The organism is Microbulbifer maximicatervae (SeqCode) (assembly GCF_056232625.1).
The window spans coordinates 5,040,603-5,067,066 of the sequence record NZ_CP174324.1 but is presented as its reverse complement, the minus strand read 5'-3'; the positions used below and the strand labels follow the sequence as shown (position 1 = coordinate 5,067,066).

Here is a 26,464-nt window from a genome sequence, read left to right as displayed (position 1 = left end):
CTATTTACGCCACCAACAGGGATAAATAGGGGAGCGTTATGGGGTCTACGGAACTTATTGTGCTGGCGGTGGTCATCGCACTGTTCTTTTTCATCATCAGTATCTTTAACAAACTGGTTTCACTGAAAAACCACAGCGAAAATGCTTTTGCGCAGATAGAGATACAGTTAAAGCGACGCCACGACCTGGTACCAAATCTGGTAGAGAGTGCCAGGGCATACCTAAATCACGAGAGGGAAACCCTGGAAGCGGTAATCAGTGCGCGTAATACCGCAATTTCAGACCTTAAATCTGCCGCTAAAAACCCTACCAATCCGGCCGCTATCGATAAGCTCGGCTGCGCAGAAGGCCTTCTCAACAGCGCTCTGGGTCGCCTGAATATGGTGATTGAGGCCTACCCGGAATTGAAAGCCGACCAGACCCTTCGCGAACTCAACGAGGAGTTAAACAGCACCGAAAACCGCGTGGCATTTGCACGCCAAGCTTTTAACGACTGCGTCACCAGCTACAACATCTACAAGCAGAGCTTCCCCCCAGTATTTCTGGCCGGTTTTTTTGGCCACAGAGCCAACGCCAAACTGCTTGAGTTTGCAGACTCAGAAACCTTTCAAGTCGCGCCACGTATCGAGTTTTAAATATGAACTTTTACGTTCACCAGGACAAAGCCAAGCACAGCAGTCGTTTGCTGGTTTTCCTGTTCAGCCTGGCCCTCACTGCCCTAATCAGTTTGAGTACCCTGGCTACAGCAGCCATGGTGTCACTGTCTCGCGGCCAACCATTTACTCCCTTTGAAGTTGTGCAACTTCTGGGCTGGGAGACCCTTGGCTCAATAGCCTTTGTTATCGGTACCGTCGTTATTCTGGGCTGTCTGTACAAGTTCCATCAATTATCCTCTGGGGGAAAGGCTGTGGCGGAATCCCTGGGAGGGTACAAGCTTAATACTTCCGCGCGGACTGAGCGGGAAAAGAGAGCACTCAATGTTGTGGAAGAGATCGCTATTGCAACAGGTATTCCGGTACCCGATGTCTACATCATTGAGGACAGCAGCATCAATGCCTTTGCCGCTGGCCAAAACCCTACCGACGCCATTATTGGCCTGACGCGGGGCTCCCTGGAAAAGCTTACCCGGGAGGAACTACAGGGCGTTGTTGCCCACGAGTTCAGTCATATTCTCAATGGAGACATTCGTCTAAACACCCAGATCACCGGGCTGCTGCACGGAATCTTAATTATTGGACTTTTGGGGCAGCTCCTTATCAGAAGCCCGGCGCCCCACAGGCGCGTAACCCCCATAAGATATCCGCTACTAGGCCTGGGAATAACTCTGATTATCCTCGGCTACGCCGGTACGCTAATCGGCAACCTGATCAAGGCCGCAGTCAGTCGGCAACGGGAGTTTCTTGCCGACGCCTCCGCAGTACAATTTACTCGCAACAACCTCGGCATTGCCAACGCACTGAAAAAGATCGGTGGCCACGATTTAGGCTCAGAACTCAGCAGCCCCAACGCAGCAGAGTTTAACCATATGTTGTTCGCGGTTGGGGTAAAACGCTCCCTGCTCAGCCTTTTTGCCACTCACCCTCCACTGCCAGTGCGCATCAAGAGGCTAGAACCCGCCTGGAATGGCCTATTCTCCAATACGGAAGAACAGGTAAAAAGTGAAGCCCAGACTGTAAAACCCAGTGAATTGCAAAATCCTCAGTTCGCCATGGCCGCTCCTACAACGCCTTTCCAGGCTGCTCTGGATGCGGTGGACAACAGCATTGCCAAACCAGATACACACCAAGTTGAGCTTGGGCATCAATTGCTGGGTTCTATTCCACCTCTGATCCAACAGGCTGCACACGAACCTTTTACCGCCCGGGCACTGGTTTACTACCTTCTTCTGCACAAGGATAAAACCGAGCGAGACAAACAGCTAAACCTCTTGGAGAAAATTGCCCATCCCGCTGTTATCCGCGAGATGAAAAAACTCACACCACAAATGGAATCACTGCCGAGCAACGCTCGCCTCGCATTGATAGACCTATGTATCCCTGCCTTGCGCGCCCTAGTCCCTCAGCAGTACCAGATCTTTAAACGAAACCTTATCAAGCTTCTACACAGCGATGGGAAAGTTGAAGTTTGGGAGTGGGCCCTATACCGGGTATTAATGCACGCGCTCGACGGCGCTCCAGATCGACAGCGCCTGTCCCATAGCAAACATGCCAACAAAGATGCTTCACGATTTATCATTGCAGCCATCGCCCATGCGGGAAACAGCCAATACCTTCCAGCAAAACGTGCTTATGAGAAGGGTCTCAATGCTCTCAACCTTGAAATAACCCCGCTACCCGGCATCGCTGATATCACCCTGCCACGACTGGACAAGGCCATTGCCATCGCCAGCCTTATCCCGCCCCTGGAGAGACCCAACTTATTGAAAGCGATTGTAATCACCTTGAATCACAATGGGGTAATTAAAGCGGAGGAGATCGAACTGTTAAGGGCCGTCGCTGACAGCCTGGACTGCCCTATGCCACCGATTATCGATAAGGCCAGATAGCCGCACAACGCCAGCACAAATGCTGGCGCTGCAGACTCTTAATGGGCGTGGTGCTGATAAACCGGACCGATGCCCACACTCCACAAAATGACGGAGCCAATAAGCACCGTAACCATCATTACCAGGGCAACGGTTAATACTGCACAAGCATATAGAAAAGCCCGATCCTTATTCATATTCATCAGGATCGGAATGCCGGCAAAGACCAGGTAAATAGAATACATCCCGGCAATGCCTACCGACGCCATCGTGAGCCAGGGGTGTGGATAAAGAACGACGATACTCGCCAGGAAGATTGGCGTAGTAATAAACACCGCAAGTGCCGTCCCTTCATAATGGCGCGTGGGCTCATCGCCCTCAACCCCGTAGGATCGTGCCATCCAGTTAATAAACTCTCCGAGGCAATAGACGCCAACCAGCAATGCAAAATAAGTAACAACCGACAGAACAGCCGCACTTTCAGGTGTCAGCTTTGCCAGATGCCCCCCAACCTGGAAGCCTACCCGGGTAACCCCAAAGTAACCGGCCACGGTAGGAATCAACGCCAGAAGCGGCACATGAGTTACAAACACCTCAAAAAAAGAATGTCGATCAGCGCGTATCGCTTTCCACTCTTTTTCCGGGTTGGTAAGAATACCTATTGTATGACTGAGTATCCGCACACCAAATCTCCCTTCCAATACCCTGCTTTGCAGTATCGGTGGCGCACAACAGATTGACCAATGCCAAAAGGGAATTAAGCGTCACTTTCAAATTTACTTGATTTATATCAGCTGTGGACAGACAGGCAATTTCGCCCGCTGCGCTTTGCTTTATAAAGCGCTTGATCAGCCGCTTTAAGGATACTCTCGGGTTTCTTTAGTTTTTTATTGCGGTGGGCAACGCCAATACTCACAGTAACTTTTACTGGCTTCCCTCCACCCTTCCCCCTGAGCGAGGCCCCTGCGGCAAGACGCCCCGATGACCTTAGGCGCAGTGGGTAGCTTGAGATTTTCTCCCTGATTTTTTCCAATAAAGCTTCTTTCGCCTCGCGACTGCGGCCCGGAAGATAAATAACAAACTCCTCGCCGCCATAGCGAAACACGGTACCGTGAGAGTGGCGCGCGAGTTGAGCCGCAACCATTTGCAAAGCCTGATCACCCACTTGGTGCCCATAGCGATCATTCAGCTTCTTAAAATGATCGATATCAACCATGGCAAGACTGTAATTCCATGCTGGCGTCAGCATCTGATAGCGGAAGGCCCGCCTGGAATGAAGCCCAGTCAGTTCATCGCGAAACGCCAATTCATAACTGGCCCCAAGCAGCGAAGCGACCAACAATATTCCCGCTACAGACCCGGTAAACTCGAGAGGAAGGCTCAACCAAACACTACACAGCAGCAAAATAGAACAACTAAACAGACCCATAGCGGTGGGGCCAGGGTAGAGAAAAAGTAAGGCAAAAGCACCGAGAGCGGAGACACTGCCAATCAATTGTGGCAACGAAAATGCGTCGGGTAAAAACCCGGACAACCCCCTGGGCAAATTCTCGACCGGAAATGCCAGCTTCAGCGGCGCGCAGCAATCGTAGAGCAAGACAAAACCCACCCCCTCAGCCAGCAAAAACAGGCCCCACAGCAGCCCAAAAATACTGAAGACACTGCGATCGCGACTGCAAGTAAACAAAACAAGATTTACCGCAACCAGTGAGAGATATAGCGGGAGATCCCTGTGCAAGCTGGGGAGCAACTGGGAGTGAGCCGCGATGTATAGGGTCATGATAAGCAGCGCTGAAAGCGCAACCCGGCTTGAGCGAAAACCAAAACTGAGCAATGCTGCCATAGCCAATAGCAACACAGGCAGCTGCGGACTGTATAAGTGGGTCAGATCGATCCAGGGAAGATACTGCGCAACGAGAAGCACCAGAAGCATCCCTGGCAGCCAAATAAAGCGCAGCCATTGAAGGTACGGCGGCATGACATTCGCGGCAATAAAAGATAACGCGACATTATACGGACTTGGGACAAGCGTATACCCAGAACCGGGTCACAAAAGTGGAGGAAGGGAACTGGCAGGGCTTCAGAAATCTGCCCTACCAGCGAAAAGGAGCACTATTTAACGACACGCAGAGCCGGTTTTTTCACCGATTTTTTACCCAAACTGGTGGGTGGCGTCGGTTCGGGCGGCTCTGGAGTTTCCTCGGCCTCAAATACCATCCCCTGCCCGTTTTCCCGCGCGTAGATTCCGACCACAGACCCCACTGGAACTTGGATATCTGTCGGAACCCCGCCAAAACGGGCGTTAAACCTGATGGCGTAATTATCCATAGTCAGACTGGCAACCGCTGATTCCGAGATGTTCAGCACTATCTGACCATCGTCGTTCACATGTTGTTGCGGCACCAAAACACCGGGGAGGTGCGTATCAACCAGAATATAAGGAGTGCACCGGTTATCGGTTATCCACTCGTAAAACGCCCGCAGAATATAGGGACGATTGGATGTCATGGCCGGCTTGCTCACCAGTATCCCCTCAACGCATTTCCCGTTCGTATTCGGTCAGACTCTGCTGGAATGCCTCGCGGGCAAACAGGCGGTCCATATAGTCCAGCAACGGCTTAACCTGCTTTGTTTTCGGGAGGCTGATTTCAAACTGCTCGAGGCGCCACAACAGCGGAGCCATGCAGCAATCTACCAGAGAAAACTCTTCATTAAAGAAGTACGGCAGGTCGGTAAACATCGGAGCGATGCCAACCAGGTTGTCGCGCAGTTCTTTGCGAGCGGAGGCCGCGTCCTTACCACCGGCAAGGATCTTGTCCACCAAAGGACACCAGTCGCGCTCGATACGATGCATGATCTGGCGGCTCTGCGCGCGGGCAACCGGGTAAACCGGCAGCAGCGGCGGATGCGGAAAACGCTCGTCCAGATACTCCATCATCACTTTGGTCTCGAACAGAACCAAGTCGCGATCTACCAGGGTTGGCAGGGAGTTGTAAGGATTGAGGTCAGCGAGTTCAGCTGGTTTATCATCGGCGTCCACATCGGTGATATCGACGGAAACCCCTTTCTCTGCAAGTACGATACGTACTCGGTGGCTATAGTGGCTGCGACCATCGGAGAAGAAGGTCATCGAGGAGCGCTTGTTGGTAGGCACACCCATGTTCAAACTACCTCAAACTTTAAGCCGGCTAGAGCCGACCTTTTATTCAAAATATAAAAGGGCAGTGAGTAAACCCACCACCCATTAGAGACAAACTAGCGACGGCTTTAGTGGTGCACGTCTTTCCAGTATTCGCGGTTCAGCAACCAGGCGAAGATAAAGAACACAAAAATAAACGCCAGCACATAGAAGCCTACACGTTTGCGATCTTCAGCCATCGGCTCAGCAATGTACTCCATAAAGTTGACGAGGTCATACATTGCCCCATCAAACTCTTCCGGTGTCATAGAGCCTTTCACCTTACCGACTTCCAGGCTACCACAGGCGGCATCCATAATCGGGTTGCCCAGCTCATCGCGGACAACTTTGCCGTGGTCGCGCTTGGGACCAGGGGCACACTCCTGCAAACCTTGCAGCTCCATCAGAACGTGGGGCATGGCCACACTCGGGAAGACCTTGTTATTTACCCCGGTAGCACGACTGTCGTCCTTATAGAAGCTGCGGAGGTAAGTGTAGAGCCATTCCGGTGAGCGAGAACGAGCAACCAGCGTCAGGTCCGGCGGCGCGGCGCCGAACCATACTTTGGAATCATCTGGACGCATGGAGATCGTCATCAGGCTGCCGATTTTGTCGTCACCCAAAACCAGGTTCTCCATCATCAACTCAACCGGGATATCCAGGTCAGTGGCCACACGCTCCCAACGGGAGTAATTAGCACTGTGACAACCCATGCAGTAGTTGACGAAGTACTTGGCACCGCGCTGCAGGGACGGTTTGTCCCGCAGGTCGATGTTGATGTGATCCAGCTCCACCTCAGATTCTGCACCTACCGCTTTAATCGGGATAAAGGTCAGCAGGCCAACAACGATAATACCGATAAACAGGATGCCGAAAGTTTTACCACCAGACGGGCTGGTTACACGCTCGGGCTCTGGGTAAACCTCATCGCGGCTAGTCAACCAAGGCAGTATTGCAAAGAATCCAGCCAGCAACAGGGCTGCAATACCCACAAAGGTATTCACAAAACCGTTCTTACTCGCATCTTCATTGCCAAAAGTAAAGTTTGCGAATGCCATCCACAGGAACAGTACTGCAAAAGCCCCACTAACAATCCACGATCCCAGCCCTTTGCGTGCCTTCGGATTAGACCAAATAGGCATGGTCATGAAGAAAGCAAAGTAGAACAGGGTTCCCACCTGAGACAGGAAGTTACGCCCCGGAGTTGGAGATTTAACACCCAGGTAACCGAGGATAATAAACACTGCGGCAAACAGGAGCAGCAAGCCCTTGGGCAACCACCCTTTGTAGCGGATCGAGCGAACCGGGCTCTTATCCAACCAAGGCAGTACAAACAGAATTGCAATAGCAGCACCCATTGCAACAGTACCCAGGAACTTAGCCGGCAGAGGACCAATATCGATAGTTACGGCACGCAAGATTGCGTAGAACGGCGTAAAGTACCAAACCGGTGCGATATGCGGTGGCGTCTTCAGAGGGTTCGCCTCTTCGAAATTAGCGTGCTCCAGGAAGAAGCCGCCCATTTCCGGGAAGAAGAACACAACAGTTGCGAAGATAAACAGGAATACCGCAATACCTACCAGATCGTGAACAGAGTAGTAAGGGTGGAAAGCAATACCGTCTTTGGGGATGCCATTCTCATCCTTGTTCTTCTTGATCTCGATGCCGTCTGGGTTGTTGGAACCCACTTCGTGCAACGCCAGGATATGCAGAACTACCAGCAATACCAGCACCAGCGGCAGTGCAATAACGTGCAGGGAGAAGAAGCGAGTCAGGGTAATACCAGAGATCAGGTAGTCTCCGCGAATCCACTCAACCAGGCTATCGCCAATACCGGGAATTGCTCCAAACAGGGAAACAATTACCTGGGCACCCCAGTAGGACATCTGGCCCCAGGGCAATACGTAACCCATAAAGGCTTCTGCCATCAGCACCAGGTAGATACACATACCGAAGATCCACACCAGCTCGCGGGGCGGCTTATAAGAGCCGTACATCAAACCGCGGAACATATGCAGGTACACCACCACGAAGAAGGCAGACGCACCTGTGGAGTGAAGATATCGTATCAGCCAACCCCACTCCACATCGCGCATGATGTACTCAACCGAGGCAAATGCCTCCTCGGCAGAGGGGTTGTAGCTCATAACGAGCCAAATACCGGTCAACAGCTGGTTGACCAGGACCAATAGGGAGAAAACGCCGAAGAAATACCACAGGTTAAAGTTTTTGGGCGCGTAGTACTTGCCCATGTGCTTATCCCAGGCCTGGTAAATGGGTAGTCTCTGATCTACCCAATCACCGAAATCTGCGAGCCATTTCATGCGGTGCCCTCCTGGTCTACGCCAATCACGATTACATCGTCGTTTTCATAGGAATAAGGCGGCACCTCCAGGTTGGTAGGCGCGGGAACACCGGTATAAACACGGCCAGCCATATCGTATTTGGAACCGTGACAGGGACAGAAGAAGCCACCCATCCACTCATCGCCACCCAGATCGGCAGCACCCACTTCCGGGCGGTACATAGGCGCGCAGCCAAGGTGCGTACACAGACCAACCAACACCAACAGCTTTGGCTTGATAGAGCGGTTTTCCGGATCTACATAAGCTGGCTGGATAGATTCCTCGGAGTTAGGGTCGCGCAGTAGAGGCTCCACTTTCTCCAGGTCTTGCAGTATTTCATCGGTACGGCGCACAACATAGACCGGCTTACCTCGCCACTCTACAGTGACCATTTGGCCCGGTTCAACTTTGCTAATGTTGTATTTAACCGGAGCGCCCGCAGCTTTCGCCTTGGCACTCGGCTTCCAGGAAGCGACGAAGGGAACGGCAACCCCCACCGCACCCGCGCCACCAACAACTGAGGTGGCAGCGGTTAGAAAACGGCGCCGTCCTACATTTACACCGTCATCACTCATGACGTAGTTCTCCCATCACAGCGACCCCGATAGCCCGGAGATTCGCTGGCCCAAACCCAAAAAGTCTTGAAAGAAGTCCCGCCCCGGCAGATTGCCCGCGCGAATAAACCCCACAAATCAAGCGGATACAAATCGGCGCAATGTTAAAGAAAATGCCAATTTGATACAAGGCAATGCTATGGGGAACGTCGGGAATCACGCGGCGAAACCGCGATAAATCCAGCAAAAGTCATAAGAGCGCTGGATAACCACAGATACGGGAATATAAAAAAGCCCGGCAAAAGCCGGGCCAAAAAAGAAAGCTTAACGCTTGGAGAACTGCGGCTTCTTACGCGCTTTGCGCAGACCCACTTTCTTACGCTCAACCTCACGGGCGTCGCGGGTAACATAACCAGCGGCGCGCAGCGGTTGACGCAGCGCTTCGTCGTACTGCATCAGGGCACGGGTCAGGCCGTGACGGATAGCACCCGCCTGACCAAAGGAACCGCCACCTTTAACAGTAACAGTGATGTCGAATTTCTCGACCATTTCAACCTTTTCCAGCGGCTGACGCACGATCATGCGAGCCACTTCACGGCCGAAGTATTCGTCCAGAGTGCGACCGTTTACGGTGATCTTACCTTCGCCTGCTGTGAGGAATACACGAGCAGTAGAGGTCTTGCGGCGGCCGGTACCGTAGTATTGAGTAGTTGCCATCAGATTTATTCCCGTTTAGATCGCCAGTTCAATCGGCTGTTGAGCCACATGAGGATGTTCACTGCCGCTGTATACTTTCAGCTTCTTGAACATGGCACGACCCAAAGGACCTTTCGGCAGCATGCCTTTAACGGCGCTTTGAACGGTGCGCTCGGGCGCTTTTTCGATCAGCTTTTCGAAGCTGATGGATTTAAGACCACCAGGGTAGCCGGAGTGGCTGTGGTAGATCTTGTCTTTGGCCTTGTTACCGGTCACGCGAACCTTTTCTGCGTTGATTACAATGATGTAATCGCCAGTGTCCACGTGGGGCGTGTATTCAGGCTTGTGCTTGCCGCGCAGGCGGGTTGCGATCTCGGCAGCAATACGGCCGAGGGTCTTGTCCGCAGCGTCAACAATGTACCAGTCGCGTTTTACCGCCTCTGGCTTGGCACTGTAAGTCTTCATGTTATAAACACCTGTAATATGACCCCCAGAATTAGGGGCCGTCCCACAAAAGAGCGCGGATAGTACAAAAGGAGTGTATGCTTTTCAAGCGGAATTTACCCCGACTCGACAGACTTATTCGGGGCGATGGGGTCGCTCCAGATATTCGCGGGACTGCATCTCCAAAAGCCGGCTCACCGTGCGCTCAAACTCAAACTTAAGATTCCGGCCGACGTACAGCTCCTCAGCTGGAACCTCCGCAGAAATCACCAACTTCACGCACCGGTCGTAAAATTCATCCACTAGATTAATGAAGCGACGCGCCTGGGCATCCATACGCTCATCAAACTTGACCACCGACCCCAGAAGCACCGTATGGAACTCCCTGGCCAGCTCGATATAGTCATTTTGCGATCGCGGCCCATCGCATAGATCCACAAAATCAAACCACGCAACATCATCCGCTACTTTCAAGGCTCGAATTGGGCGCCCCTCCACTTGCAGCTGAACTTCGCTACGAGCTTCGCAGCCGCTAACACTCAGCTGCGAAAAACTCTGCTCCAGACTGCTATCCGCCTCAGGTCCCAGCGGAGAATGATATAACTCCAATATCTCCAGGGTGCGCAGCCGGTAATCGGTACCGCTATCGACATTAACCACCTTGGTGTACTTCTCCAGCAGATCGATGGCCGGAAGGAACCGTACCCTCTGCAACCCATCTTTATATAAGCCTTTGGGCACAATATTCGAGGTCGCCACCAGGGCTACTCCCCGACGGAACAACGCATCCAACAGACCTGCCAATATCATGGCATCGGCAATATCTGAGACGAAAAACTCATCAAAGCAGAGCACCCGAGCGCGGCGGGCAATCTTATCCGCCACCTTCTCCAGAGGATTCTTCTCCCCTGCGTACTCCTTTAGATCCTGATGAACTCGACGCATAAAGCGATGGAAATGGGTGCGCTGTTTTTCCGCGAACGGCAGGGACTCAAAAAACGCATCCATTAGGTAGGTTTTTCCGCGGCCTACCCCACCCCAAAAGTAGAGGCCCTTCTCGGGCTCATTAGCGCGACTGCGAATACGGGACAAGAAACTGACGATCGCACCGCGCTCAGACCGGGCCACCAGACGCCGATGGAGATCTTGCAACTCCTCGACTGCCTGACGCTGGGATTGATCCTCAACAAAGTCAGGGCGCTGAAGATCACTCTCATAACGCTCAAGAGGGGAAGAAAATAGTGGTTTGGCGGGCAACATAGAGGAAAATTTCTTCGACTACTGAATAACTGGCGCGCACTCTATCAAATTCAACCAATCTACGCATAGACCGCAGAGCGACGGGGCTGGCATCCTTTACAACAGTGCAACCACCCGAAATAGCCAGCCCTCCCCGCAAACTGGAACCAGGCACTAACCATTCTGTCGCAATTGACCGACAACATTAATTGTCAGCGTAATAATCGCGTATACTGGCCTCTCTATTATGAGGGGCAATAGCCACGAACGCGGGCTACCCAAAGTGCAGAAACCGGCTGGGCCAAAATTGGCAGCCTCATCTCTCCGCGAGGCGATCTGTACAATAAAAAAGCAAGTTGAGGAGGTAGTAAGTGCACTCTACATCGGTATTAATTCTAGTTGGCGTCCTCGGTATGACCCTGGGTGCATTCCTCGCATTCCTGGCTGTGCGCGGGCGCACCAGTGTGGAGCGCTCAGAGGAACTGGAGCAGAGACTCCGCGAAGCCAACAACAAACTCGAAGATTTCCAGTTGCAGGTCAACGATCACTTTGACCAAACGTCACAACTTGTTCACAACCTCACCGAGAGCTATAAAGAGGTTCACGAATACCTATCCAATAGTGCGCTGCGTTTATCCAGCCAGGATATTGGCCGCCAGATGCTAAAAGCCGGCAGTGGAAAATTAAAAGACAACGATGAGAAATTACAGGATATAGAGCCACCTCGCGACTGGGCCCCCAAGGAACCTGGCGCCAAAGGCACGCTTGCTGAGGACTACGGACTCGAAAAAGAAGCCCATGAGAGCAGCTAATAATTAACAAGCTGTACGAGATGATGAAACGCAGATTTCCAAGAAATAAAAAAGGCGGGTAATCACCCGCCTTTTTTATTCAGTACTTACAGGCTTTGATAGTAATCCATCAAAATCTGCGCCACTTCAGGGCGAGAAAACTCTGGGGGCGGCGCAATACCATCACCCAACATTTCACGCACTTTAGTACCTGAAAGCAGAATAAAGTCTTCTTTCGTGTGATCAGGAACATCACGCATCATCACCACCTTATTCAACTTTTTGGAATAAGCGGTGTGGTCGGCACGGAAAATCTCAATCTCAAGAGCGCCTTCGGGCACCTTTTCATCGAAGATTGTCTGAGCATCGAAAGCGCCGTAGTAATCGCCAACGCCGGCGTGATCACGACCGACAATCAGGTGGCTACAGCCACAGTTCTGGCGGAATACCGCATGCAATACCGCTTCGCGCGGGCCAGCATACAGCATATCGAAGCCGTAGCCGGTTACCATCACAGTATTCGCCGGGAAGTACAGCTCTACCATCTTGCGAATGGAAGCATCGCGCACCGGAGCAGGGATATCACCGGGCTTCAGCTGGCCAAGCAGCATATGAATCAGCACACCATCGGCTTCCACCCCATCTAGGGCCATCTTGCACAGCTCTTCGTGCGCGCGGTGCATCGGGTTGCGAGTCTGGAAGGCTACAACCTTATTCCAGCCACGCTCCTTGAACTCATTGCGAATCTCTACCGCAGTGCGGAAAGTATCTGGGAAGTCATTCTGGAAGTAGCTAAAGTTCAGCACTTCGATCGGGCCCGATATCAGGGTTCGACCCGCAGATTTAAAGGTTGCGACACCGGGGTGTTTCTCATCCAGAGTGCCAAACACCTGCTCAGCCATGGTATCCATTTGCTCTTCTGAAATGGTTTCGATCGCCTCAACATCCATTACGGCGAGAACCGGGTTACCCTCGACATTCGGGTCGCGCAGGGCAATACGGGAGGCGCCCTCAATTTCACTGGCGTCTTTAACAACATTGACAACTGGCACCGGCCAGAACAGGCCATCTACTGTGCGCAAGGTTTCAGCAACACTCATAGCATCTGCCAGATTCATGTAGCCGTGCAACGGATTGAAGTATCCTGCCCCGAGCATTACCGCATTAGCGGCGGCTGCCGAACTGACCACGATTGACGGCAGGGACTCCGCCTCATGCATCAGCTGGTGATGCCTCTCACTGTCATATACAAAGCGTGGCTGAAGTTCAACGCTGCCATGGGGGCGAACTAGGGACATTTAGGTCTCCAAAAACAGTAGTTACCGGTTAGTCTTAAAATTTCGATTGGCCATTATACGCACCTATCGTAAGCGACCAATGTCAAAAGGATACATGGGCCATATTATACGCACAGATAGAGAAGCTTTAGGCCCCAGCACCCAAGAGCAGGGCAAAGCGCCCACTAAGCACTAGAAAATCCCACCTACTTAGTATGCCCCCAATTTTGACGTGTAATGATCAGTAATCCAGCAGTACTCCAAACTCATTAATCAAATTATTACTATTTATTTATCAATTAGTGACACCCGTAAGTGCCAATAATTGATGCAAGAGGTAATCAGCTATCACGGTAAATCCCCCTAGCACCCAGAGGCGACTAGCCAACTTTTAAGGGGGCCACCTAGATCTTGAGATAACACTCAATATGGAGATCACCAACTTGAATCCAATGAATGTAAAAGTGCTGCCTATAAGACATAAAACAATCGCAACTACAGGGATGGCGCTACTAGCCTCACTCACCTTTAGCGGTAATGCTATTGCCACATCTGAACCACCTCCTCTTCCCAGCAAGATTAACATTGAAGTAGCCTTGCCCGACCAACGCTTTGGGGGAGGTGATAACAATTTCCCAGCGATACTCGGCTTTGGCATCCCATTTAGAAAAGGTGTCATGAGTCAATCCGACTTACTCAACACTCGGGTAACTTGTACTCAGGCGGAACAGGAAGAAGATGCTCCCTCTCACCAAGAGGTAAAAAATGTTTGGAGCGATGGAAGTGTTCGCTGGGCCTGGGTTGAATACCAGTGGTCTCCTGAATATTCTGGGTGTGAGCTCAATCTCGCCCCCCAGCAAAACCCAAGAGAAAATACCTTTCAAGGTGGGATCACCATTGAAAATATGGAAGATAATTCCATAACTATTAACACAGGAAAAATTCGACTAGCATTTAACAATACCTCTCTATTTCCTCAGAACATCGAGCAGTCCAGCAGTCAAATTCCCGAGCCCATTTTAAGCACCTCAATACTTCCTCACTTTTATTTGAAAGATAGCTCAGACTGCGATTCAAGTGACTGCACCACAACATCCAAGTTAATCGACAACGTTCACTGGAAGGTTGAACGTGATAGTCCTCTACGAATAATCATCACCGGAAGAGCGAATTACGTAACAGAGAGCGATACAATATTAGCCGAGGCTCAAGTCAGATTTACACTAAAACACAACTCTGACATCATCGATATTGAACACACTTTATTTAACATCAAGGAGAAAATTCAATATAGAGAGCTAGGAATAATGTTAGAGCCTACTGATCAGTTTGAGCTCTTTGCATCTAGCCAGGAGCGGGCTGAAAACACGTTAACCACCGAAAACAGCAGCCTAACTACACCCCCATCCCCTTTCATATTTTGGTCCACTGAAGATGAAGAGTACATTCAACACGTTGACTACAAACTAAGATCCATTCTTGATAGCTTCCCTAAGACATATGTTCAAACAATCTCGGAGATGGAAGACTTCAACAGCCCTGAGGATGTGGTCAATCACTATGAAGAAAAACCCTTTCATTTAGGCACTGCCCGCACTCACAAATTACGGATATCCTTCCCCCCCCAAGATTCCGACAACACCATCATAGAAAACTATCTCCTTCAAACCCTAATTTCACCACACCTGGCTTACATTGACCCCGAATACATTACGCATGTTGATAACGCTGTATTTCCAGTAATGGCTACCTACCTCCAAGGGGTCGATTACAACAAAAATCTCGAGAATTTGCGTTCACAATGGTTTGATCATTATTTAGCACAAAGTGAATGGTATCCACTTAGCGGCTGGTACGATTATGGGAGAGTACCTTACAACCGGTTTATGAAAAATCCATCACAAAATTCTGAGGGCAACTTTGATATTTACCCAAACTGGTATCGGCAAACCATTTCTCACTACCACATTGTTCGCAATAGTATCTTCAGCTGGGCCCGCTCTGGAGACCGAAAATATATAGATTTTGCCCGCAAAGCGAATCGACACACCCGGGACTTCCACTTTTCTCACAAACTCGAAACAAATATATCCAACGCCCCCCACTTTACAGGTCAATACCTGGGCGGTAAGGACTCACGCTTTCCTTTTTATTGGACAAAACCTGCACTAGACGTCATGCAACAGATAAGTGATGGGGAGGACCTTTCCTCAATTATGTATGAGTATTTTCTTTTTGATGACCTTGCCAGTTTCGACACATTGAAAGGTTATCAGGATTTCATCTACTACCATATGAATAGATACCCATACCCCACAAACGCCTCACCAGTAGAACAGCGGGATCACATAAAGAAATATTACTTTACCAGTACACCTTTTCCTTCAATGTCTGCGATGCTTAGTACCCACAAAGCCCTCACAGGCAGAATAGAGAATGGGCAAGTAGTTCACGAAACCAAGATAAGGGATGCTTTAGAGGAGTTTCTGCCTCACTTTTACAGTCAGCATGAAGCCTTTGCTTTATCACCCGATTACTGGCAAGAAAACTATCCAGGCCACAACAACCTAAAGGTACACTACAAACTTGACCGCAAGCTGTCTGCCCTTCTCGATGCACACTACTACTTTCATACTGAACCTGCATCGAGCGATAACCTTAACTTGTCATTACTGCCTCAACAATTAGCCAATGTATATCTAACCCCCGAGTCAGATGCCACCTTTGCCAAAGGCGTTTTCGTCTCGCAAAGTTTGGCCCCCATGTTTAATGGCATCGGCTACCAAGCTACTTGCAATCAGGAAAGTAAAGCTGCTTTAGAGTGGAACTTAAGTGTGGCAGACGCGCTCTTTCAGGAAATGAAGGATCATAATGTCGACTTCAAAAGCAGAATTGATGATATGCCGACCGAGAACAACACATCAGGATGGTTTGCCTTTAAATCACAATACTTACAAGACAACCACGATATAGGCACGGACACGGCACGTGAAGCCGAATATCATATAGAGCCTTCTCGCAACGCCTACATGCTTTACGCCTTACCTATCGCTGTTGAATACGCTAGAAATATGACCGTCCAGTGCCTTGACACCTCGCATAGCCACTAGAAACAGATATAACGACAACCGCCACCAATTTGCATGAGGCGCTAGTGGCGGTTCCTCCGACACAAAAGCTTCAAACGAGATACCAACTAGAGGAGGCTTATTCCTTGAAACATAGCAATTGGAAACCTGTAAGCAATACAGAGCTCTAGATTGCCCATTACATCGTGACATCAGCTCTACAAGAGAGGACAAGATTTTCCCTCTCTTCATGCTGTCCACAGCGATTCTCCCTAAGGACGTGTGTATAATCAGGGCAAAGAGGAGTCACGAGTGTCCCAGAACCGATTTCTACAAGATTGGGCCCTACCTGCCCTGATAGGCCTTGCCATGGCCGCCCTGCTCTTGGTTATATTCCCTCAACTGCGTGGTGTCGCCCCCAAGACAGATGTAAGCAGTATCCAAGGCCCGGTTTCCTATGCCCATGCCGTCAATGTGGCAGGTCCCGCTGTTGTGAATATCTATACCCGCATGGCCATGCCTAAACGCCAGCACCCTCTATTTAACGACCCCCTTTTTAGGCGTTTATTCGACAATATGGACGTGCCACAAAGGCAGAGGATGCAGTCCAACCTTGGATCAGGTGTCATTGCCAGCGACAACGGTTACATTTTAACCAATCATCACGTCGTCGATCAGGCTGATGCCATTGTTATTCTTTTAGCTGATGGACGGGAAGCACAAGCAAGGCTTGTCGGAAGCGATACCGATTTTGACTTAGCCGTCCTCAAGATTGATCTAGACGGGCTGACTTCTATTTCTGTTGGTGAGCCCGACAGGGCGCAAGTGGGCGACGTCGTCCTCGCAATCGGCAACCCTTTTGGTGTTGGACAAACTGTGACCCAAGGTATTATCAGTGCGAAAGGCCGTCACCTTGAAAACTCAGGTACCGGCAGCTACTTACAGAACTTTTTGCAGACAGATGCTGCAGTCAATCCGGGGAACTCAGGAGGCGCCCTGGTTGATTCCCGTGGACGCCTGCTCGGCATCAATACCTCAATACTCAATCAATCCGGTTATTCCGGCGGTATTAGCTTCGCCATTCCAGCCAATATTGCCTTTAAAGTAATGCAGGATATTATCGCTTACGGTCGCGTCGTGCCCGGCTGGCTGGGTATTGAAGCCACCGGCATTAGTCCCCAAATGGCCAAAGAGTTCAATTTAAATTCCATGGGTGGTGTATTGGTGACAGCCATCTACAATGAAGGCCCCGCACATATTGCTGGCCTTCAACCAGGGGATGTCATCACGCACCTGGATGGCTTGCCCATCGGCGATGGCAAGCAAGGAGAAGCAACTATGGCCACCCTGCGTCCCGGCGACACCATCTCCATCACCTTTATTCGTGATGGGGCATCCCACACAGTTGAAGCAACTGTTTCAGAAGAACCCCAAACAAAAACGACGATAGAGTAAATTCATAAGGAAGTGTCTCTATGCGCTCACTGGTATTAGCCTTACTCTTTATTACCTCTACTGCGCCCGCAATGGCTGGGGATAGAGAGGACTTACACCAATTGCTGACAAACTTTATCGGCAAGGCCGCCACTGATTCCCAGGCCCATCAACGTTTCTGGGCCGAGGATCTGGTATATACCAGCTCCGGAGGAAAACGCTTTGGAAAAAGCGAGATTATGCAAGGAATGCAAACATCTCCCACCGAGCCTGTAACTACGAGCTATGCCGCCGAGGAGATCGACATTCGGTTGCTAGGGAATATCGCTATCATTGCATTCAAGTTATCTGCAAATGACAGCGGCAAGGGTGAACAAAGCTACTACTTTAATACCGGCACATTTATTAAACGGGACGGTGAGTGGCGCGCGCTAGCCTGGCAGGCTACCCGCATCCCCCCTATAGAATAAGTGCGTTATGTACACCCCGCATAGAGGAACCTGTCGGGGTGTATTACTCAGAGATCCTTGACCCGAAAACCCGCAGAGCGGGCATGAGCTTCTAACCCCTCCCCGAGCGCAAGAGTATGCGCTACACGCCCCAAGGTATCAGCACCTTTTTCAGAACAGTGGATCACCGAACTTCGCTTCTGGAAATCGTAAACTCCCAGCGGTGAGGAAAAACGGGCAGTGCCACTGGTAGGAAGGACATGATTGGGGCCAGCACAGTAATCCCCCAATGCCTCTGCCGTATAGCGCCCAAGGAAAATGGCTCCGGCATTCCGGATCTCAGGAAGGTAAGCCTCAGGATTATCTACTGAAACTTCCAGGTGCTCCGGTGCAATCCGATTAGAGATTTCGATCGCCTGCTGTATGGACTCCACTTGGATCAACGCTCCACGATCAGCAAGGGAACGGGAAGCAATCTCAGCCCGAGGTAACTCGACCAAAAGCCTTTGCAGCGAACTCTCAACCCGATCTAAGTACTTGGAGTCAGGACACAACAGAATTGACTGCGCCTGTTCATCGTGCTCTGCCTGTGACAACAGATCCATGGCAATCCAGTCAGGATTTGTTTGCCCATCACAAATCACCAGAATTTCAGAGGGGCCTGCAATCATGTCGATAGCAACATGACCAAAAACAGCTCGCTTGGCACTGGCCACAAAGATATTCCCCGGGCCAACTATTTTATCCACCGCGGGAATAGACTCAGTACCATAGGCTAGCGCCGCTACTGCCTGGGCACCACCAATCGTAAACACCTGGTCCACTCCAGCTATTGCCGCTGCCGCCAACACCAGGTCGTTCAGCTCCCCCTTCGGAGCCGGCACCACCATATAAACAGTATCTACGCCAGCTACTTTTGCTGGAATTGCATTCATAAGCACGGAGGAAGGGTAACTAGCCTTCCCGCCGGGAACATAAATGCCAACACTTTGCATAGGGGTAATCTGCTGCCCCAAGACAGTCCCATCGGCTTCCGTATAGCGCCAGGACTCCTGCCTTTGATGCTCGTGATAGCGCCTCACCCTATCAGCGGCTGCCTCCAGGGCCTCGCGCTCCTCGATACCAATACGACCTAGAGCTGCGGTAAGCTCAGCGGCCGATAGAGCAAAGTCTTTCGCGCTTTCCAGATGCCGATGATCAAAGCGGTTGGTGAACTCGATAACAGCCTTATCACCAAGGGAGCGAACACGCCGCAATATTTCTGCAACGATACTTTCGACCTCTTGATTCGCCACTGCCTCCCAAGCCAATAGCTGCTTCAATTGGCCATCGAAATCTCTATCGACCGTATTTAGCCGACGAATTACTTTGCTCGTCATAATGCTTCGGGTATCTATTTGGTTTGTGCCACAGCCGATGCCAGCCTCTCAATCAAACTATTGATTGGCGAATATTTCATCTTCATGGCTGCTTTATTGACGATCAATCGACTGCTGATTTGCGCGATGGTTTCTCGGGCCTCAAGGCCATTGGCCTTTAGCGTATTGCCACTATCTACAATATCGACAATCTCGTCAGCCAAATTCATTAGTGGAGCAAGCTCCATAGCTCCATACAGCTTAATGATGTCAACCTGACGACCAATAGAGGCATAGTGCTTTTTGGCACTTTGCACAAACTTGGTAGCGACCTTAATTCGACCGCTGGGCAGTTGCCCGCCCTTGACACCAGCTGTCATCAGGCGGCAGCGGGCAATGCCCAAATCGAGAGGCTCGTAAATACCATCAGAACTATGCTCGAGAAGAGTGTCTTTCCCCGCCACGCCAATATCTGCGGCTCCATGCTGCACATAAGTTGGTACATCCACTCCCCTCAGGAGGAGGAGATGTACCCCTTCGCGATTCGTCGGAAATATCAACTTTCGGCTTTTAGTTAGGTCTTCAGTAGGCTCCAACCCCGCCGCCTTAAGAAGCGGTAGAGTCTCCTGAAGAATCCGCCCTTTTGTCAGTGCGATTGTAATTTGTGCAGTCATTTTGATTTATGCCAGTCCGTCATTGGCTCTTAAGGTTAACTTGGCAGCAATCAGCCAGGGACACGCCGAATATTCGCGCCGAGCTGTCGTAGCTTTTCCTCAATACACTCGTAGCCGCGGTCAATATGATAAATACGATCTACCATAGTAGTACCCTCCGCCACCATACCAGCTATAACCAAGCTAGCTGACGCGCGCAGATCTGAAGCCATTACTGGAGCGCCCTTAAGCTTCTCCACCCCGGTAACAATTGCTGTATTGCCCTCCAGAGTGATATCCGCCCCCATTCGATTCAGCTCATGAACCTGGATTAAGCGGTTTTCAAAGATTGTCTCAACTACAGTTCCCTTCCCTTCGGCAACAGCATTCATTGCTGTGAACTGGGATTGCATATCTGTAGGGAAGGCTGGGTAAGGCGCGGTACGGAAGCTCACCGCTTTAGGGCGATTGCCTTTCATATCCAGCTCAATCCAATCGTCGCCACAACTGATATGAGCTCCGGCCTCTTCGAACTTAACCATAACCGCATCGAGGATATCGGCACGAGTATTGAGCAGGCGCACTTTGCCCCTCGCCGCAGCAGCTGCCGCAAGGAAGGTTCCGGTTTCAATACGGTCCGGCATAACAGTGAACTTGCAGGGGGTAAGCTTAGGTACACCGTGAACACGCAGGGTGTCAGTGCCAACCCCTTCAATCTGAGCCCCCATAGCAATAAGGAACTCTGCCAAATCGACGATTTCGGGCTCGCGAGCGGCGTTGTGCAAAGTCGTAGTTCCCTCTGCCAGTGCCGCTGCCATCAACAGGTTTTCAGTGCCGCCAACTGTCACTTTCTCCATGACAATATTGGCTCCCTTAAGACGACCATTGGAGCGCGCCCGAATGAAACCACCATCGATAGTTATCTCAGCACCCATTGCCTCAAGGCCCTTTAGGTGAATATCGACCGGGCGACTGCCAATTGCACAACCACCAGGGAAGGAGACATTCGCAACCCCATGCCTAGCCAACAGGGGCCCAAGAACCAAGATTGAGGCCCGCATCGTCTTAACCAGCTCATAGGGAGCGGTCAGGTCATTGACTGAGCGAGGGTCAATCTCAACACCCAGCTTTTCATCAATAGTGACGTCACACCCCATACACCGGAGCAAGGTGATCATGGTGGTAATATCGTTGAGATGCGGCAAATTATCGATTTGCACAGGCCCGTCAGCCAATAAAGCAGCAGCCAATATCGGCAAGGCTGAATTCTTAGCTCCAGAAATCCGCAGAGTCCCGGAAATTGGGCTGCCGCCCTCTATTATCAACTTATCCATTCAATCTCTTTCTAGATAGCCAACACCTCAGTGGCAATGGCAAGTTAACGACTGGCTTCTTCTGGGGTCAGAGTCTGCATTTGCACGGCATGCAAGGTGCCATCGGCGATCTTTTCACCAAGAGCGGCATAGACAAGCTGTTGCTTTTTTAAACGACTCAGACCTTCAAAGGAACTGCTCACTACAGTGACCATCAGGTGACTACCTTCAAAAGCCACTTCAACAGTGCTGTCGGGAATTTGCCCTTCGATCAGGGCCTTGATTTCGTCTGGTTGCATAGGAGGGACTTGCGATTGGTTAAAAACAGCACGCAAGTGTACTTGAATCAAGCGGAGTGCGCAGCTACGCACCCCAAAGTTCGCGGATCAACTCACTTTATTTGCGGCATCGTCTGCCGCTGACCAATTAGAAATCACCTTGTCGATGTCCCCATAAGTCTGCATTGACTGTGAGAACTGACTGCGGAAAGTCTTACCCAGGTTGACCCCATTCAGAATCACATTGATCAACTTCCACTGGCCTGCCCGATTGCGCACCAAGGTATACGAAACTTTTGTTATACCCTCTTTACTGCGAACTTCTTGCAGCACATTTACACGATTACCTTGAGGTGTGGTGCCGGGATTGACCACTTTTACATCCAGGTCGCCAAAATTTGCCACACCGCGAGCAAATGTCGCTACAAGATCGCGACGAAAAGCATCCGTAAAGCGAGAGCGTTGGTCGGCAGTCGCCTGCTTGGCATAGCGCCCCATTACACCGCGAGCGATAAAGTCAAAATCAACAACCGGGGTCAAAACCCCCTCAACAGCACTGTAGTATCTTTGTGGGTCTGAATTTGCATACTGGGCATTGGATCGGATCACCCCCAGCAACTCATCAGAAACCCCTTTAATCATTACATAAGGGTTTTGGGCAGCATTAGCTACAGGCACTATTGCAGATGCAAAAACAGCACAAAGCGCAAACCTAATCCATCGCGACAAACCGTACCGGCCAATCCAAAATGATACGTTCACAAATTATCTCCAATTAGCAAATCATTCCTTGGACGCATATGGCGCAATTTAGTGCCATAGCAATACCACATACCAACCTTCCCGCAGTCCAACTGAGAGTGTGTCGATCATCCATTGAGTGACATAGCTGACAGCGGTGACGGCAAACTATACCATGGCCGCACACGGTAATGTGGTGGTGTACGAGCGTGTCATTTGACACCCAGGAAAAGCACACTGGCTTTTTCAGCCGCCAGCAGCCCGCTAATATAGATTAGCACGACAGCAAAAAACTGAGCTTTCCTCAAACTACTGGAATCTTATGACAAAAATTATTCACGCTGTCGCATAAGTAAATATTGAAGCTGTCGCATAATAAGACGGCTTGATTACCACCTATTAAGCACTAGTAAGCGATTTGAGGCAGTTGATGACACAGGATCTGATCTTGGAAGCCGGGCGCCGCACCGTCCGCATGGAGACCGAAGCGGTAGCAGCACTGGAAAACAGAGTTAATGGCGAATTTCAGCGTGCTTGTGAAATGATCATGCAATGCCGCGGCCGTACGATAGTTACCGGCATGGGGAAATCTGGGCATATTGGCCGCAAGATCGCTGCTACGCTTGCCAGTACTGGCACACCAAGCTTTTTTGTTCACCCCGGCGAGGCGAGCCACGGTGATCTCGGTATGATCACCCGGGATGATGTAGTCATAGCCATATCCAACTCTGGCTCCTCCGCTGAAGTCCTCACCCTACTGCCTCTGCTAAAACGCCTGGGCATTCCACTGATTAGCATGGCAGGAAAAACTGACTCCCCTCTGGCTCAAGCTGCGGAAGTCAATTTGGATATCTCAGTAGCCACAGAGGCTTGCCCGCTCAATTTGGCCCCCACCTCATCGACAACAGTTACTCTGGTGATGGGAGACGCACTTGCAGTCGCCCTGCTCGAGGCCAGGGGTTTTACTGCCGAAGATTTTGCCTTCTCCCACCCCGGCGGAGCCCTCGGACGCCGACTTCTTCTAAAGGTTGAGGATGTGATGCATGCGGGCGATGAACTCCCCCAGGTAACTCCAGAGACGCTGCTATCAAAAGCCCTGCTAGAGATGACCAGCAAAGGGTTCGGTATGACAACTATTGTAAATAGCGACGGTGAATTACTCGGCGTTTTCACCGACGGCGATTTGCGCCGAGTAATAGATCAAAAAATCGCACTCGACAAAGCTGTAATGGAAGAGGTGATGAGCCGCCGCCCTAAAACGGTTTCTGCTGACACTCTCGCTGCAGAGTCCCTGAGAATTATGGAGGACTACAAAATCACTGCATTAGTAGTAGAAGATGAAGCCCACCACCCTGTCGGCGTACTCCATATGCACGATATTCTGCGCGCCGGAGTTATCTGAGATAATACCGGACAATTAATACGCAGGTTTTGCCCTCACAATCAAAGGCGAAGAGAGATTACTCCGGTGATACCCGAACAAAAATTAAATGATTCCCTGAATAATATCCGCTGGCTTGTTCTGGATGTGGACGGTGTTCTGACAGATGGCAAGCTTTATTTTGACAATAGCGGCAACGAACTCAAAACCTTTCACACTCTGGATGGGCACGGCATTAAAATGCTGCAAAACTCTGGTGTACGTGTAGCAATCATTACCGGCCGGCGCAGTAATGTTGTAGAGCGCCGAGCACACGACCTGGGTATCAATAAATTGATTCAGGGCCGGGAGGACAAGTTTGCCGCACTACAGGAGTTACTTTCTGAAGAGTCATGCCGCCTGGAAGATATCGCCTATGTCGGGGATGATTATCCCGATCTACTGGTAATGACCAAGATCGGATGTCCCATCGCACCACCTAATGCAGCCCCCCCCGTACGGGAGCGAGCCCTGTGGATCACAGAGGCCCGTGGCGGCGAGGGTGCTGTACGCGAAGTCTGCGACCGCATTATGATTGCACAAGGGACCTTTGACGCGGCGCTCGCCCCCTATATCGGAGAAAAATGATGCGCTCGTGGTTGCCTCTCATACTGGTCATTCTGCTTATAAGTGCCGGGCTCTGGTTTTCCGAGAGTCCACCAGAACAGTTCTTAGGCAAAAGACCCACTCCTCAGCAACAAAATCGGGCTGCGGACCTTGTTATCAAAGGGGCTGAAACTCGCCATTTTGACCAGGCAGGCAACCTAGCTTATCGAGTGGATGCAGAGCAAATCACCTATTTTCAATTTAAACGTCGGGATCGAGCCAACCTTAAAGAGCCGCGCATGCTGTTCTATACGGACGACCAGCCCAAGTGGGCAACTCGGTCCAAAAGGGGGGTGGCCTTCAATCGAGGAGAACGTATCGTACTTAGTGGCGACGTTCAAATTGATGAACTCCCTGGCCCGAATGGCATCCAATTGGAGACACCGCGAATCACAATCTTCCCTGACAGGGAATTCGCCGAGACCGACAAAGTTGTTACTATTAGCTCCGGCCCCAACCGCACTAAAGGAACGGGGATGCGCGCTTACCTGAAAGAAAACCGGATGGAAATTCTATCCGACGTGAAGAGCAGCTATGACACCCAATAACCGCTATCCCTCTATGCTTAAGACCTTCACTGCGATTACGCTGGCAGCTATTACCACCGTAGCACAGGCTTTACCTGATGATAGAACCCAGAGAATCTCTGTGGGCTCGGAATCTATGTCAGCCGACCGCGCCAATAACTTAGTGGTATATAGTGACAATGTGGTCATCACACAGGGCTCACTCCAAATCAGGGCAGATCGCGTGGAAGTGTACTTTACGGCCAGCGATGAAATCAGCCGGGTCATTGCTGTGGGCCGCCCCGCGCACTTCCAGCAAAAGATACTGGAGAGCGAGGAACCAGTTAAAGCCCGCGCTGAGCGCATAGAGTATGTCATCAGCTCTGAAGAACTGCAGCTCACAGGGCAAGCTTATATCGATCGCGATGGCAACACCCTGACTGCCGAGAAAATCGACTACGATCTCGCTACTGAGCAAATGAGCGCTCGCAGCCAACCTGGTCAAGGCAGAGTTGAGATGATCTGGAAACCTGAGAGCACCGAATCCAGCGAGCCAACTGAAACAAATACCGACACAGATCAGTAATCCACCCAAATTTCAATGCCTGTAAAACAGCGCTATTTACAATGATGTAATCCGCGGCCTGTCTCGGCTGCGGTTAGATTTCAGGACTCATTATGCCAACGCTACAAGCGTTACACCTCGCCAAACAATATAAGAAAAGAAAAGTTGTCCAAGATGTCTCTGTCAGCGTCTCAAGTGGACAGGTCGTTGGCTTACTTGGCCCCAATGGAGCCGGGAAAACCACCTGCTTCTATATGATCGCAGGACTGGTGCAGGCCGATGCCGGGCAAGTCCTAATCGACAACGAAGATATTACCCGCCTATCAATGCACGGGCGCGCCCGCAAGGGAATCGGTTACCTACCCCAAGAAGCCTCTGTTTTTCGACGTCTGTCAGTACGTGACAATATTCTCGCAATCCTCGAAACCCGAAAAGGGCTCAATCGTGCAAAGCGCGAAGAGCAGGCCCAGGAGTTGCTCGAAGAGTTCAACATTACACACATCGAAAACAGCCTAGGAATGGCTCTATCCGGCGGAGAGCGGCGCAGGGTAGAGATTGCACGAGCCCTGGCTACAGACCCAAGCTTTGTCTTGCTCGATGAACCTTTTGCTGGTGTCGACCCTATTTCAGTGAACGATATCAAACACATTATTCGCCACTTGCGGGACAGGGATATTGGCGTCTTGATCACAGATCACAACGTAAGGGAAACCTTGGATATCTGTGAAACCGCCTATATCGTTAGCGAGGGACATATTATTGCCTCAGGCACGCCCGATGATGTCCTCGCTAACCAGCAAGTGCGCGAAGTCTATTTGGGACACGAGTTCACCATTTAATGGCAAATGATGACAGGCGTAACTCAATAGGTAAAATTTCGAAAAACATATCATACTCCACATAGAAATCGACCTCCTGGCAGGCAATAGTCGGCATGCTTATTGCTTGTAATAGTTTGAGGGCCAAGGTAGTCTGCGCCATCTCGGGTTAATTTTGACGAACCCTTTGTCGCACTGGCCTGCAAC

Annotated in this window: 26 protein-coding genes; 11 read left to right on the top strand and 15 right to left on the bottom strand. The window is 50.8% G+C overall.

Annotated elements, in window-relative coordinates:
• The first annotated feature begins 38 nt into the window (after window positions 1-38).
• Both ACJJI6_RS22060 and ACJJI6_RS22055 read left to right on the top strand, forming a co-directional pair.
• Entirely contained in the window at window positions 39-635 is a 597-nt protein-coding gene (locus ACJJI6_RS22060) for a LemA family protein (RefSeq protein WP_475712059.1), read from the top strand.
• 2 nt (window positions 636-637) lie between these two features.
• A complete protein-coding gene (locus tag ACJJI6_RS22055) occupies window positions 638-2,545 on the top strand; it encodes a M48 family metallopeptidase (RefSeq protein ID WP_475712058.1) in 1,908 nt (635 codons plus the stop codon).
• A 38-nt stretch (window positions 2,546-2,583) separates the two neighbouring features.
• Here ACJJI6_RS22055 and ACJJI6_RS22050 read toward each other — a convergent pair whose 3' ends face one another.
• From ACJJI6_RS22050 to zapE, 9 genes are all read right to left on the bottom strand, one after another.
• Window positions 2,584-3,207: a Yip1 family protein gene (locus ACJJI6_RS22050; RefSeq protein ID WP_413663026.1), complete on the bottom strand. Its 624-nt coding sequence runs from the start codon at window positions 3,205-3,207 to the stop codon at window positions 2,584-2,586.
• A gap of 107 nt (window positions 3,208-3,314) precedes the next feature.
• Window positions 3,315-4,502 (bottom strand): GGDEF domain-containing protein, encoded by a 1,188-nt coding sequence (locus ACJJI6_RS22045; RefSeq protein WP_475712057.1) that lies wholly within the window; start codon window positions 4,500-4,502, stop codon window positions 3,315-3,317.
• A 134-nt stretch (window positions 4,503-4,636) separates the two neighbouring features.
• Window positions 4,637-5,032 (bottom strand): ClpXP protease specificity-enhancing factor, encoded by a 396-nt coding sequence (locus tag ACJJI6_RS22040; protein WP_108735312.1) that lies wholly within the window; start codon window positions 5,030-5,032, stop codon window positions 4,637-4,639.
• Between the two features lie 25 nt (window positions 5,033-5,057).
• Complete coding sequence (locus ACJJI6_RS22035; RefSeq protein WP_108734210.1) at window positions 5,058-5,684, bottom strand: glutathione S-transferase N-terminal domain-containing protein; 627 nt, start codon at window positions 5,682-5,684, stop codon at window positions 5,058-5,060.
• Window positions 5,685-5,791: 107 nt separating this feature from the next.
• Window positions 5,792-8,026, bottom strand: coding sequence for a ubiquinol-cytochrome c reductase (locus ACJJI6_RS22030; protein ID WP_444893022.1), 2,235 nt, complete (start codon window positions 8,024-8,026; stop codon window positions 5,792-5,794).
• A complete protein-coding gene (gene petA, locus ACJJI6_RS22025; RefSeq protein WP_413663029.1) occupies window positions 8,023-8,622 on the bottom strand; it encodes a ubiquinol-cytochrome c reductase iron-sulfur subunit in 600 nt (199 codons plus the stop codon). The genes ACJJI6_RS22030 and petA overlap by 4 nt, the downstream gene beginning before the upstream one ends.
• Window positions 8,623-8,925: 303 nt before the next feature.
• Window positions 8,926-9,318: a 30S ribosomal protein S9 gene (rpsI, locus tag ACJJI6_RS22020; protein ID WP_413663030.1), complete on the bottom strand. Its 393-nt coding sequence runs from the start codon at window positions 9,316-9,318 to the stop codon at window positions 8,926-8,928.
• Between the two features lie 15 nt (window positions 9,319-9,333).
• Window positions 9,334-9,762: a 50S ribosomal protein L13 gene (rplM, locus tag ACJJI6_RS22015; protein ID WP_108734214.1), complete on the bottom strand. Its 429-nt coding sequence runs from the start codon at window positions 9,760-9,762 to the stop codon at window positions 9,334-9,336.
• Window positions 9,763-9,876: 114 nt separating this feature from the next.
• On the bottom strand, window positions 9,877-11,001 hold the full coding sequence (gene zapE / locus ACJJI6_RS22010; RefSeq protein ID WP_475712056.1) for a cell division protein ZapE: 1,125 nt from the start codon (window positions 10,999-11,001) through the stop codon (window positions 9,877-9,879).
• A gap of 350 nt (window positions 11,002-11,351) precedes the next feature.
• On the opposite strand from zapE, the gene ACJJI6_RS22005 reads away from it, so the two are divergent.
• Window positions 11,352-11,792, top strand: coding sequence for a Z-ring associated ZapG family protein (locus ACJJI6_RS22005; protein WP_157954137.1), 441 nt, complete (start codon window positions 11,352-11,354; stop codon window positions 11,790-11,792).
• An 86-nt stretch (window positions 11,793-11,878) separates the two neighbouring features.
• Here ACJJI6_RS22005 and sat read toward each other — a convergent pair whose 3' ends face one another.
• Window positions 11,879-13,069: a sulfate adenylyltransferase gene (gene sat / locus ACJJI6_RS22000; protein ID WP_444925708.1), complete on the bottom strand. Its 1,191-nt coding sequence runs from the start codon at window positions 13,067-13,069 to the stop codon at window positions 11,879-11,881.
• A 407-nt stretch (window positions 13,070-13,476) separates the two neighbouring features.
• Between sat and ACJJI6_RS21995 the strand changes: the two genes are divergently transcribed.
• From ACJJI6_RS21995 to ACJJI6_RS21985, 3 genes are all read left to right on the top strand, one after another.
• The gene (locus tag ACJJI6_RS21995) at window positions 13,477-16,158 is read left to right on the top strand and encodes a hypothetical protein (RefSeq protein WP_475712055.1); all 2,682 of its coding nucleotides are present in this window, start codon (window positions 13,477-13,479) and stop codon (window positions 16,156-16,158) included.
• A 270-nt stretch (window positions 16,159-16,428) separates the two neighbouring features.
• Window positions 16,429-17,571, top strand: coding sequence for a trypsin-like peptidase domain-containing protein (locus ACJJI6_RS21990; RefSeq protein ID WP_444925710.1), 1,143 nt, complete (start codon window positions 16,429-16,431; stop codon window positions 17,569-17,571).
• A 20-nt stretch (window positions 17,572-17,591) separates the two neighbouring features.
• Entirely contained in the window at window positions 17,592-18,020 is a 429-nt protein-coding gene (locus tag ACJJI6_RS21985) for a nuclear transport factor 2 family protein (RefSeq protein ID WP_445362327.1), read from the top strand.
• Window positions 18,021-18,067: 47 nt separating this feature from the next.
• Here ACJJI6_RS21985 and hisD read toward each other — a convergent pair whose 3' ends face one another.
• From hisD to ACJJI6_RS21960, 5 genes are all read right to left on the bottom strand, one after another.
• Entirely contained in the window at window positions 18,068-19,378 is a 1,311-nt protein-coding gene (gene hisD / locus ACJJI6_RS21980; protein WP_445362328.1) for a histidinol dehydrogenase, read from the bottom strand.
• Between the two features lie 14 nt (window positions 19,379-19,392).
• Entirely contained in the window at window positions 19,393-20,031 is a 639-nt protein-coding gene (gene hisG / locus ACJJI6_RS21975) for an ATP phosphoribosyltransferase (RefSeq protein ID WP_444925713.1), read from the bottom strand.
• Window positions 20,032-20,081: 50 nt separating this feature from the next.
• Window positions 20,082-21,344 (bottom strand): UDP-N-acetylglucosamine 1-carboxyvinyltransferase, encoded by a 1,263-nt coding sequence (gene murA / locus ACJJI6_RS21970; RefSeq protein WP_444896352.1) that lies wholly within the window; start codon window positions 21,342-21,344, stop codon window positions 20,082-20,084.
• A 44-nt stretch (window positions 21,345-21,388) separates the two neighbouring features.
• Window positions 21,389-21,622 carry a BolA family protein gene (locus ACJJI6_RS21965; RefSeq protein WP_444896351.1) on the bottom strand — a complete coding sequence of 78 codons (234 nt, stop codon included), beginning with the start codon at window positions 21,620-21,622 and terminating at the stop codon, window positions 21,389-21,391.
• Window positions 21,623-21,709: 87 nt separating this feature from the next.
• Window positions 21,710-22,363 carry an MlaC/ttg2D family ABC transporter substrate-binding protein gene (locus ACJJI6_RS21960; protein ID WP_444896350.1) on the bottom strand — a complete coding sequence of 218 codons (654 nt, stop codon included), beginning with the start codon at window positions 22,361-22,363 and terminating at the stop codon, window positions 21,710-21,712.
• A 409-nt stretch (window positions 22,364-22,772) separates the two neighbouring features.
• Here ACJJI6_RS21960 and ACJJI6_RS21955 point away from each other — a divergent pair, with 409 nt between their 5' ends.
• The 5 genes from ACJJI6_RS21955 to lptB all read left to right on the top strand — a co-directional run bounded on the left by ACJJI6_RS21955 (window position 22,773) and on the right by lptB (window position 26,278).
• Entirely contained in the window at window positions 22,773-23,744 is a 972-nt protein-coding gene (locus tag ACJJI6_RS21955) for a KpsF/GutQ family sugar-phosphate isomerase (RefSeq protein ID WP_444896349.1), read from the top strand.
• Window positions 23,745-23,810: 66 nt separating this feature from the next.
• Window positions 23,811-24,350: a KdsC family phosphatase gene (locus ACJJI6_RS21950; protein ID WP_445362329.1), complete on the top strand. Its 540-nt coding sequence runs from the start codon at window positions 23,811-23,813 to the stop codon at window positions 24,348-24,350.
• Window positions 24,350-24,916 carry an LPS export ABC transporter periplasmic protein LptC gene (gene lptC / locus ACJJI6_RS21945; RefSeq protein ID WP_475712054.1) on the top strand — a complete coding sequence of 189 codons (567 nt, stop codon included), beginning with the start codon at window positions 24,350-24,352 and terminating at the stop codon, window positions 24,914-24,916. The genes ACJJI6_RS21950 and lptC overlap by 1 nt, the downstream gene beginning before the upstream one ends.
• On the top strand, window positions 24,903-25,460 hold the full coding sequence (gene lptA / locus ACJJI6_RS21940) for a lipopolysaccharide transport periplasmic protein LptA (RefSeq protein WP_444940946.1): 558 nt from the start codon (window positions 24,903-24,905) through the stop codon (window positions 25,458-25,460). Before lptC ends, lptA begins: the two co-directional genes overlap by 14 nt.
• Window positions 25,461-25,552: 92 nt before the next feature.
• Window positions 25,553-26,278: an LPS export ABC transporter ATP-binding protein gene (gene lptB / locus ACJJI6_RS21935; RefSeq protein WP_413663044.1), complete on the top strand. Its 726-nt coding sequence runs from the start codon at window positions 25,553-25,555 to the stop codon at window positions 26,276-26,278.
• The last annotated feature ends 186 nt before the right edge of the window (window positions 26,279-26,464 follow it).

Excerpts from the sequence above, each read along its gene's own strand:
- petA (WP_413663029.1), bottom strand. The coding sequence starts at position 8,622 with ATGAGTGATGACGGTGTAAATGTAGGACGGCGCCGTTTTCTAACCGCT.
- ACJJI6_RS21995 (WP_475712055.1), top strand. The coding sequence starts at position 13,477 with ATGGAGATCACCAACTTGAATCCAATGAATGTAAAAGTGCTGCCTATA.
- hisG (WP_444925713.1), bottom strand. The coding sequence starts at position 20,031 with ATGACTGCACAAATTACAATCGCACTGACAAAAGGGCGGATTCTTCAG.
- lptA (WP_444940946.1), top strand. The coding sequence starts at position 24,903 with ATGACACCCAATAACCGCTATCCCTCTATGCTTAAGACCTTCACTGCG.
- ACJJI6_RS22055 (WP_475712058.1), top strand. The coding sequence starts at position 638 with ATGAACTTTTACGTTCACCAGGACAAAGCCAAGCACAGCAGTCGTTTG.
- rpsI (WP_413663030.1), bottom strand. The coding sequence starts at position 9,318 with ATGGCAACTACTCAATACTACGGTACCGGCCGCCGCAAGACCTCTACT.
- ACJJI6_RS22045 (WP_475712057.1), bottom strand. The coding sequence starts at position 4,502 with ATGCCGCCGTACCTTCAATGGCTGCGCTTTATTTGGCTGCCAGGGATG.
- ACJJI6_RS21985 (WP_445362327.1), top strand. The coding sequence starts at position 17,592 with ATGCGCTCACTGGTATTAGCCTTACTCTTTATTACCTCTACTGCGCCC.
- lptC (WP_475712054.1), top strand. The coding sequence starts at position 24,350 with ATGCGCTCGTGGTTGCCTCTCATACTGGTCATTCTGCTTATAAGTGCC.
- ACJJI6_RS22040 (WP_108735312.1), bottom strand. The coding sequence starts at position 5,032 with ATGACATCCAATCGTCCCTATATTCTGCGGGCGTTTTACGAGTGGATA.
- ACJJI6_RS21955 (WP_444896349.1), top strand. The coding sequence starts at position 22,773 with ATGACACAGGATCTGATCTTGGAAGCCGGGCGCCGCACCGTCCGCATG.
- rplM (WP_108734214.1), bottom strand. The coding sequence starts at position 9,762 with ATGAAGACTTACAGTGCCAAGCCAGAGGCGGTAAAACGCGACTGGTAC.
- ACJJI6_RS21965 (WP_444896351.1), bottom strand. The coding sequence starts at position 21,622 with ATGCAACCAGACGAAATCAAGGCCCTGATCGAAGGGCAAATTCCCGAC.
- ACJJI6_RS22035 (WP_108734210.1), bottom strand. The coding sequence starts at position 5,684 with ATGGGTGTGCCTACCAACAAGCGCTCCTCGATGACCTTCTTCTCCGAT.
- sat (WP_444925708.1), bottom strand. The coding sequence starts at position 13,069 with ATGTCCCTAGTTCGCCCCCATGGCAGCGTTGAACTTCAGCCACGCTTT.
- murA (WP_444896352.1), bottom strand. The coding sequence starts at position 21,344 with ATGGATAAGTTGATAATAGAGGGCGGCAGCCCAATTTCCGGGACTCTG.
- ACJJI6_RS22030 (WP_444893022.1), bottom strand. The coding sequence starts at position 8,026 with ATGAAATGGCTCGCAGATTTCGGTGATTGGGTAGATCAGAGACTACCC.
- zapE (WP_475712056.1), bottom strand. The coding sequence starts at position 11,001 with ATGTTGCCCGCCAAACCACTATTTTCTTCCCCTCTTGAGCGTTATGAG.
- lptB (WP_413663044.1), top strand. The coding sequence starts at position 25,553 with ATGCCAACGCTACAAGCGTTACACCTCGCCAAACAATATAAGAAAAGA.
- hisD (WP_445362328.1), bottom strand. The coding sequence starts at position 19,378 with ATGACGAGCAAAGTAATTCGTCGGCTAAATACGGTCGATAGAGATTTC.
- ACJJI6_RS22060 (WP_475712059.1), top strand. The coding sequence starts at position 39 with ATGGGGTCTACGGAACTTATTGTGCTGGCGGTGGTCATCGCACTGTTC.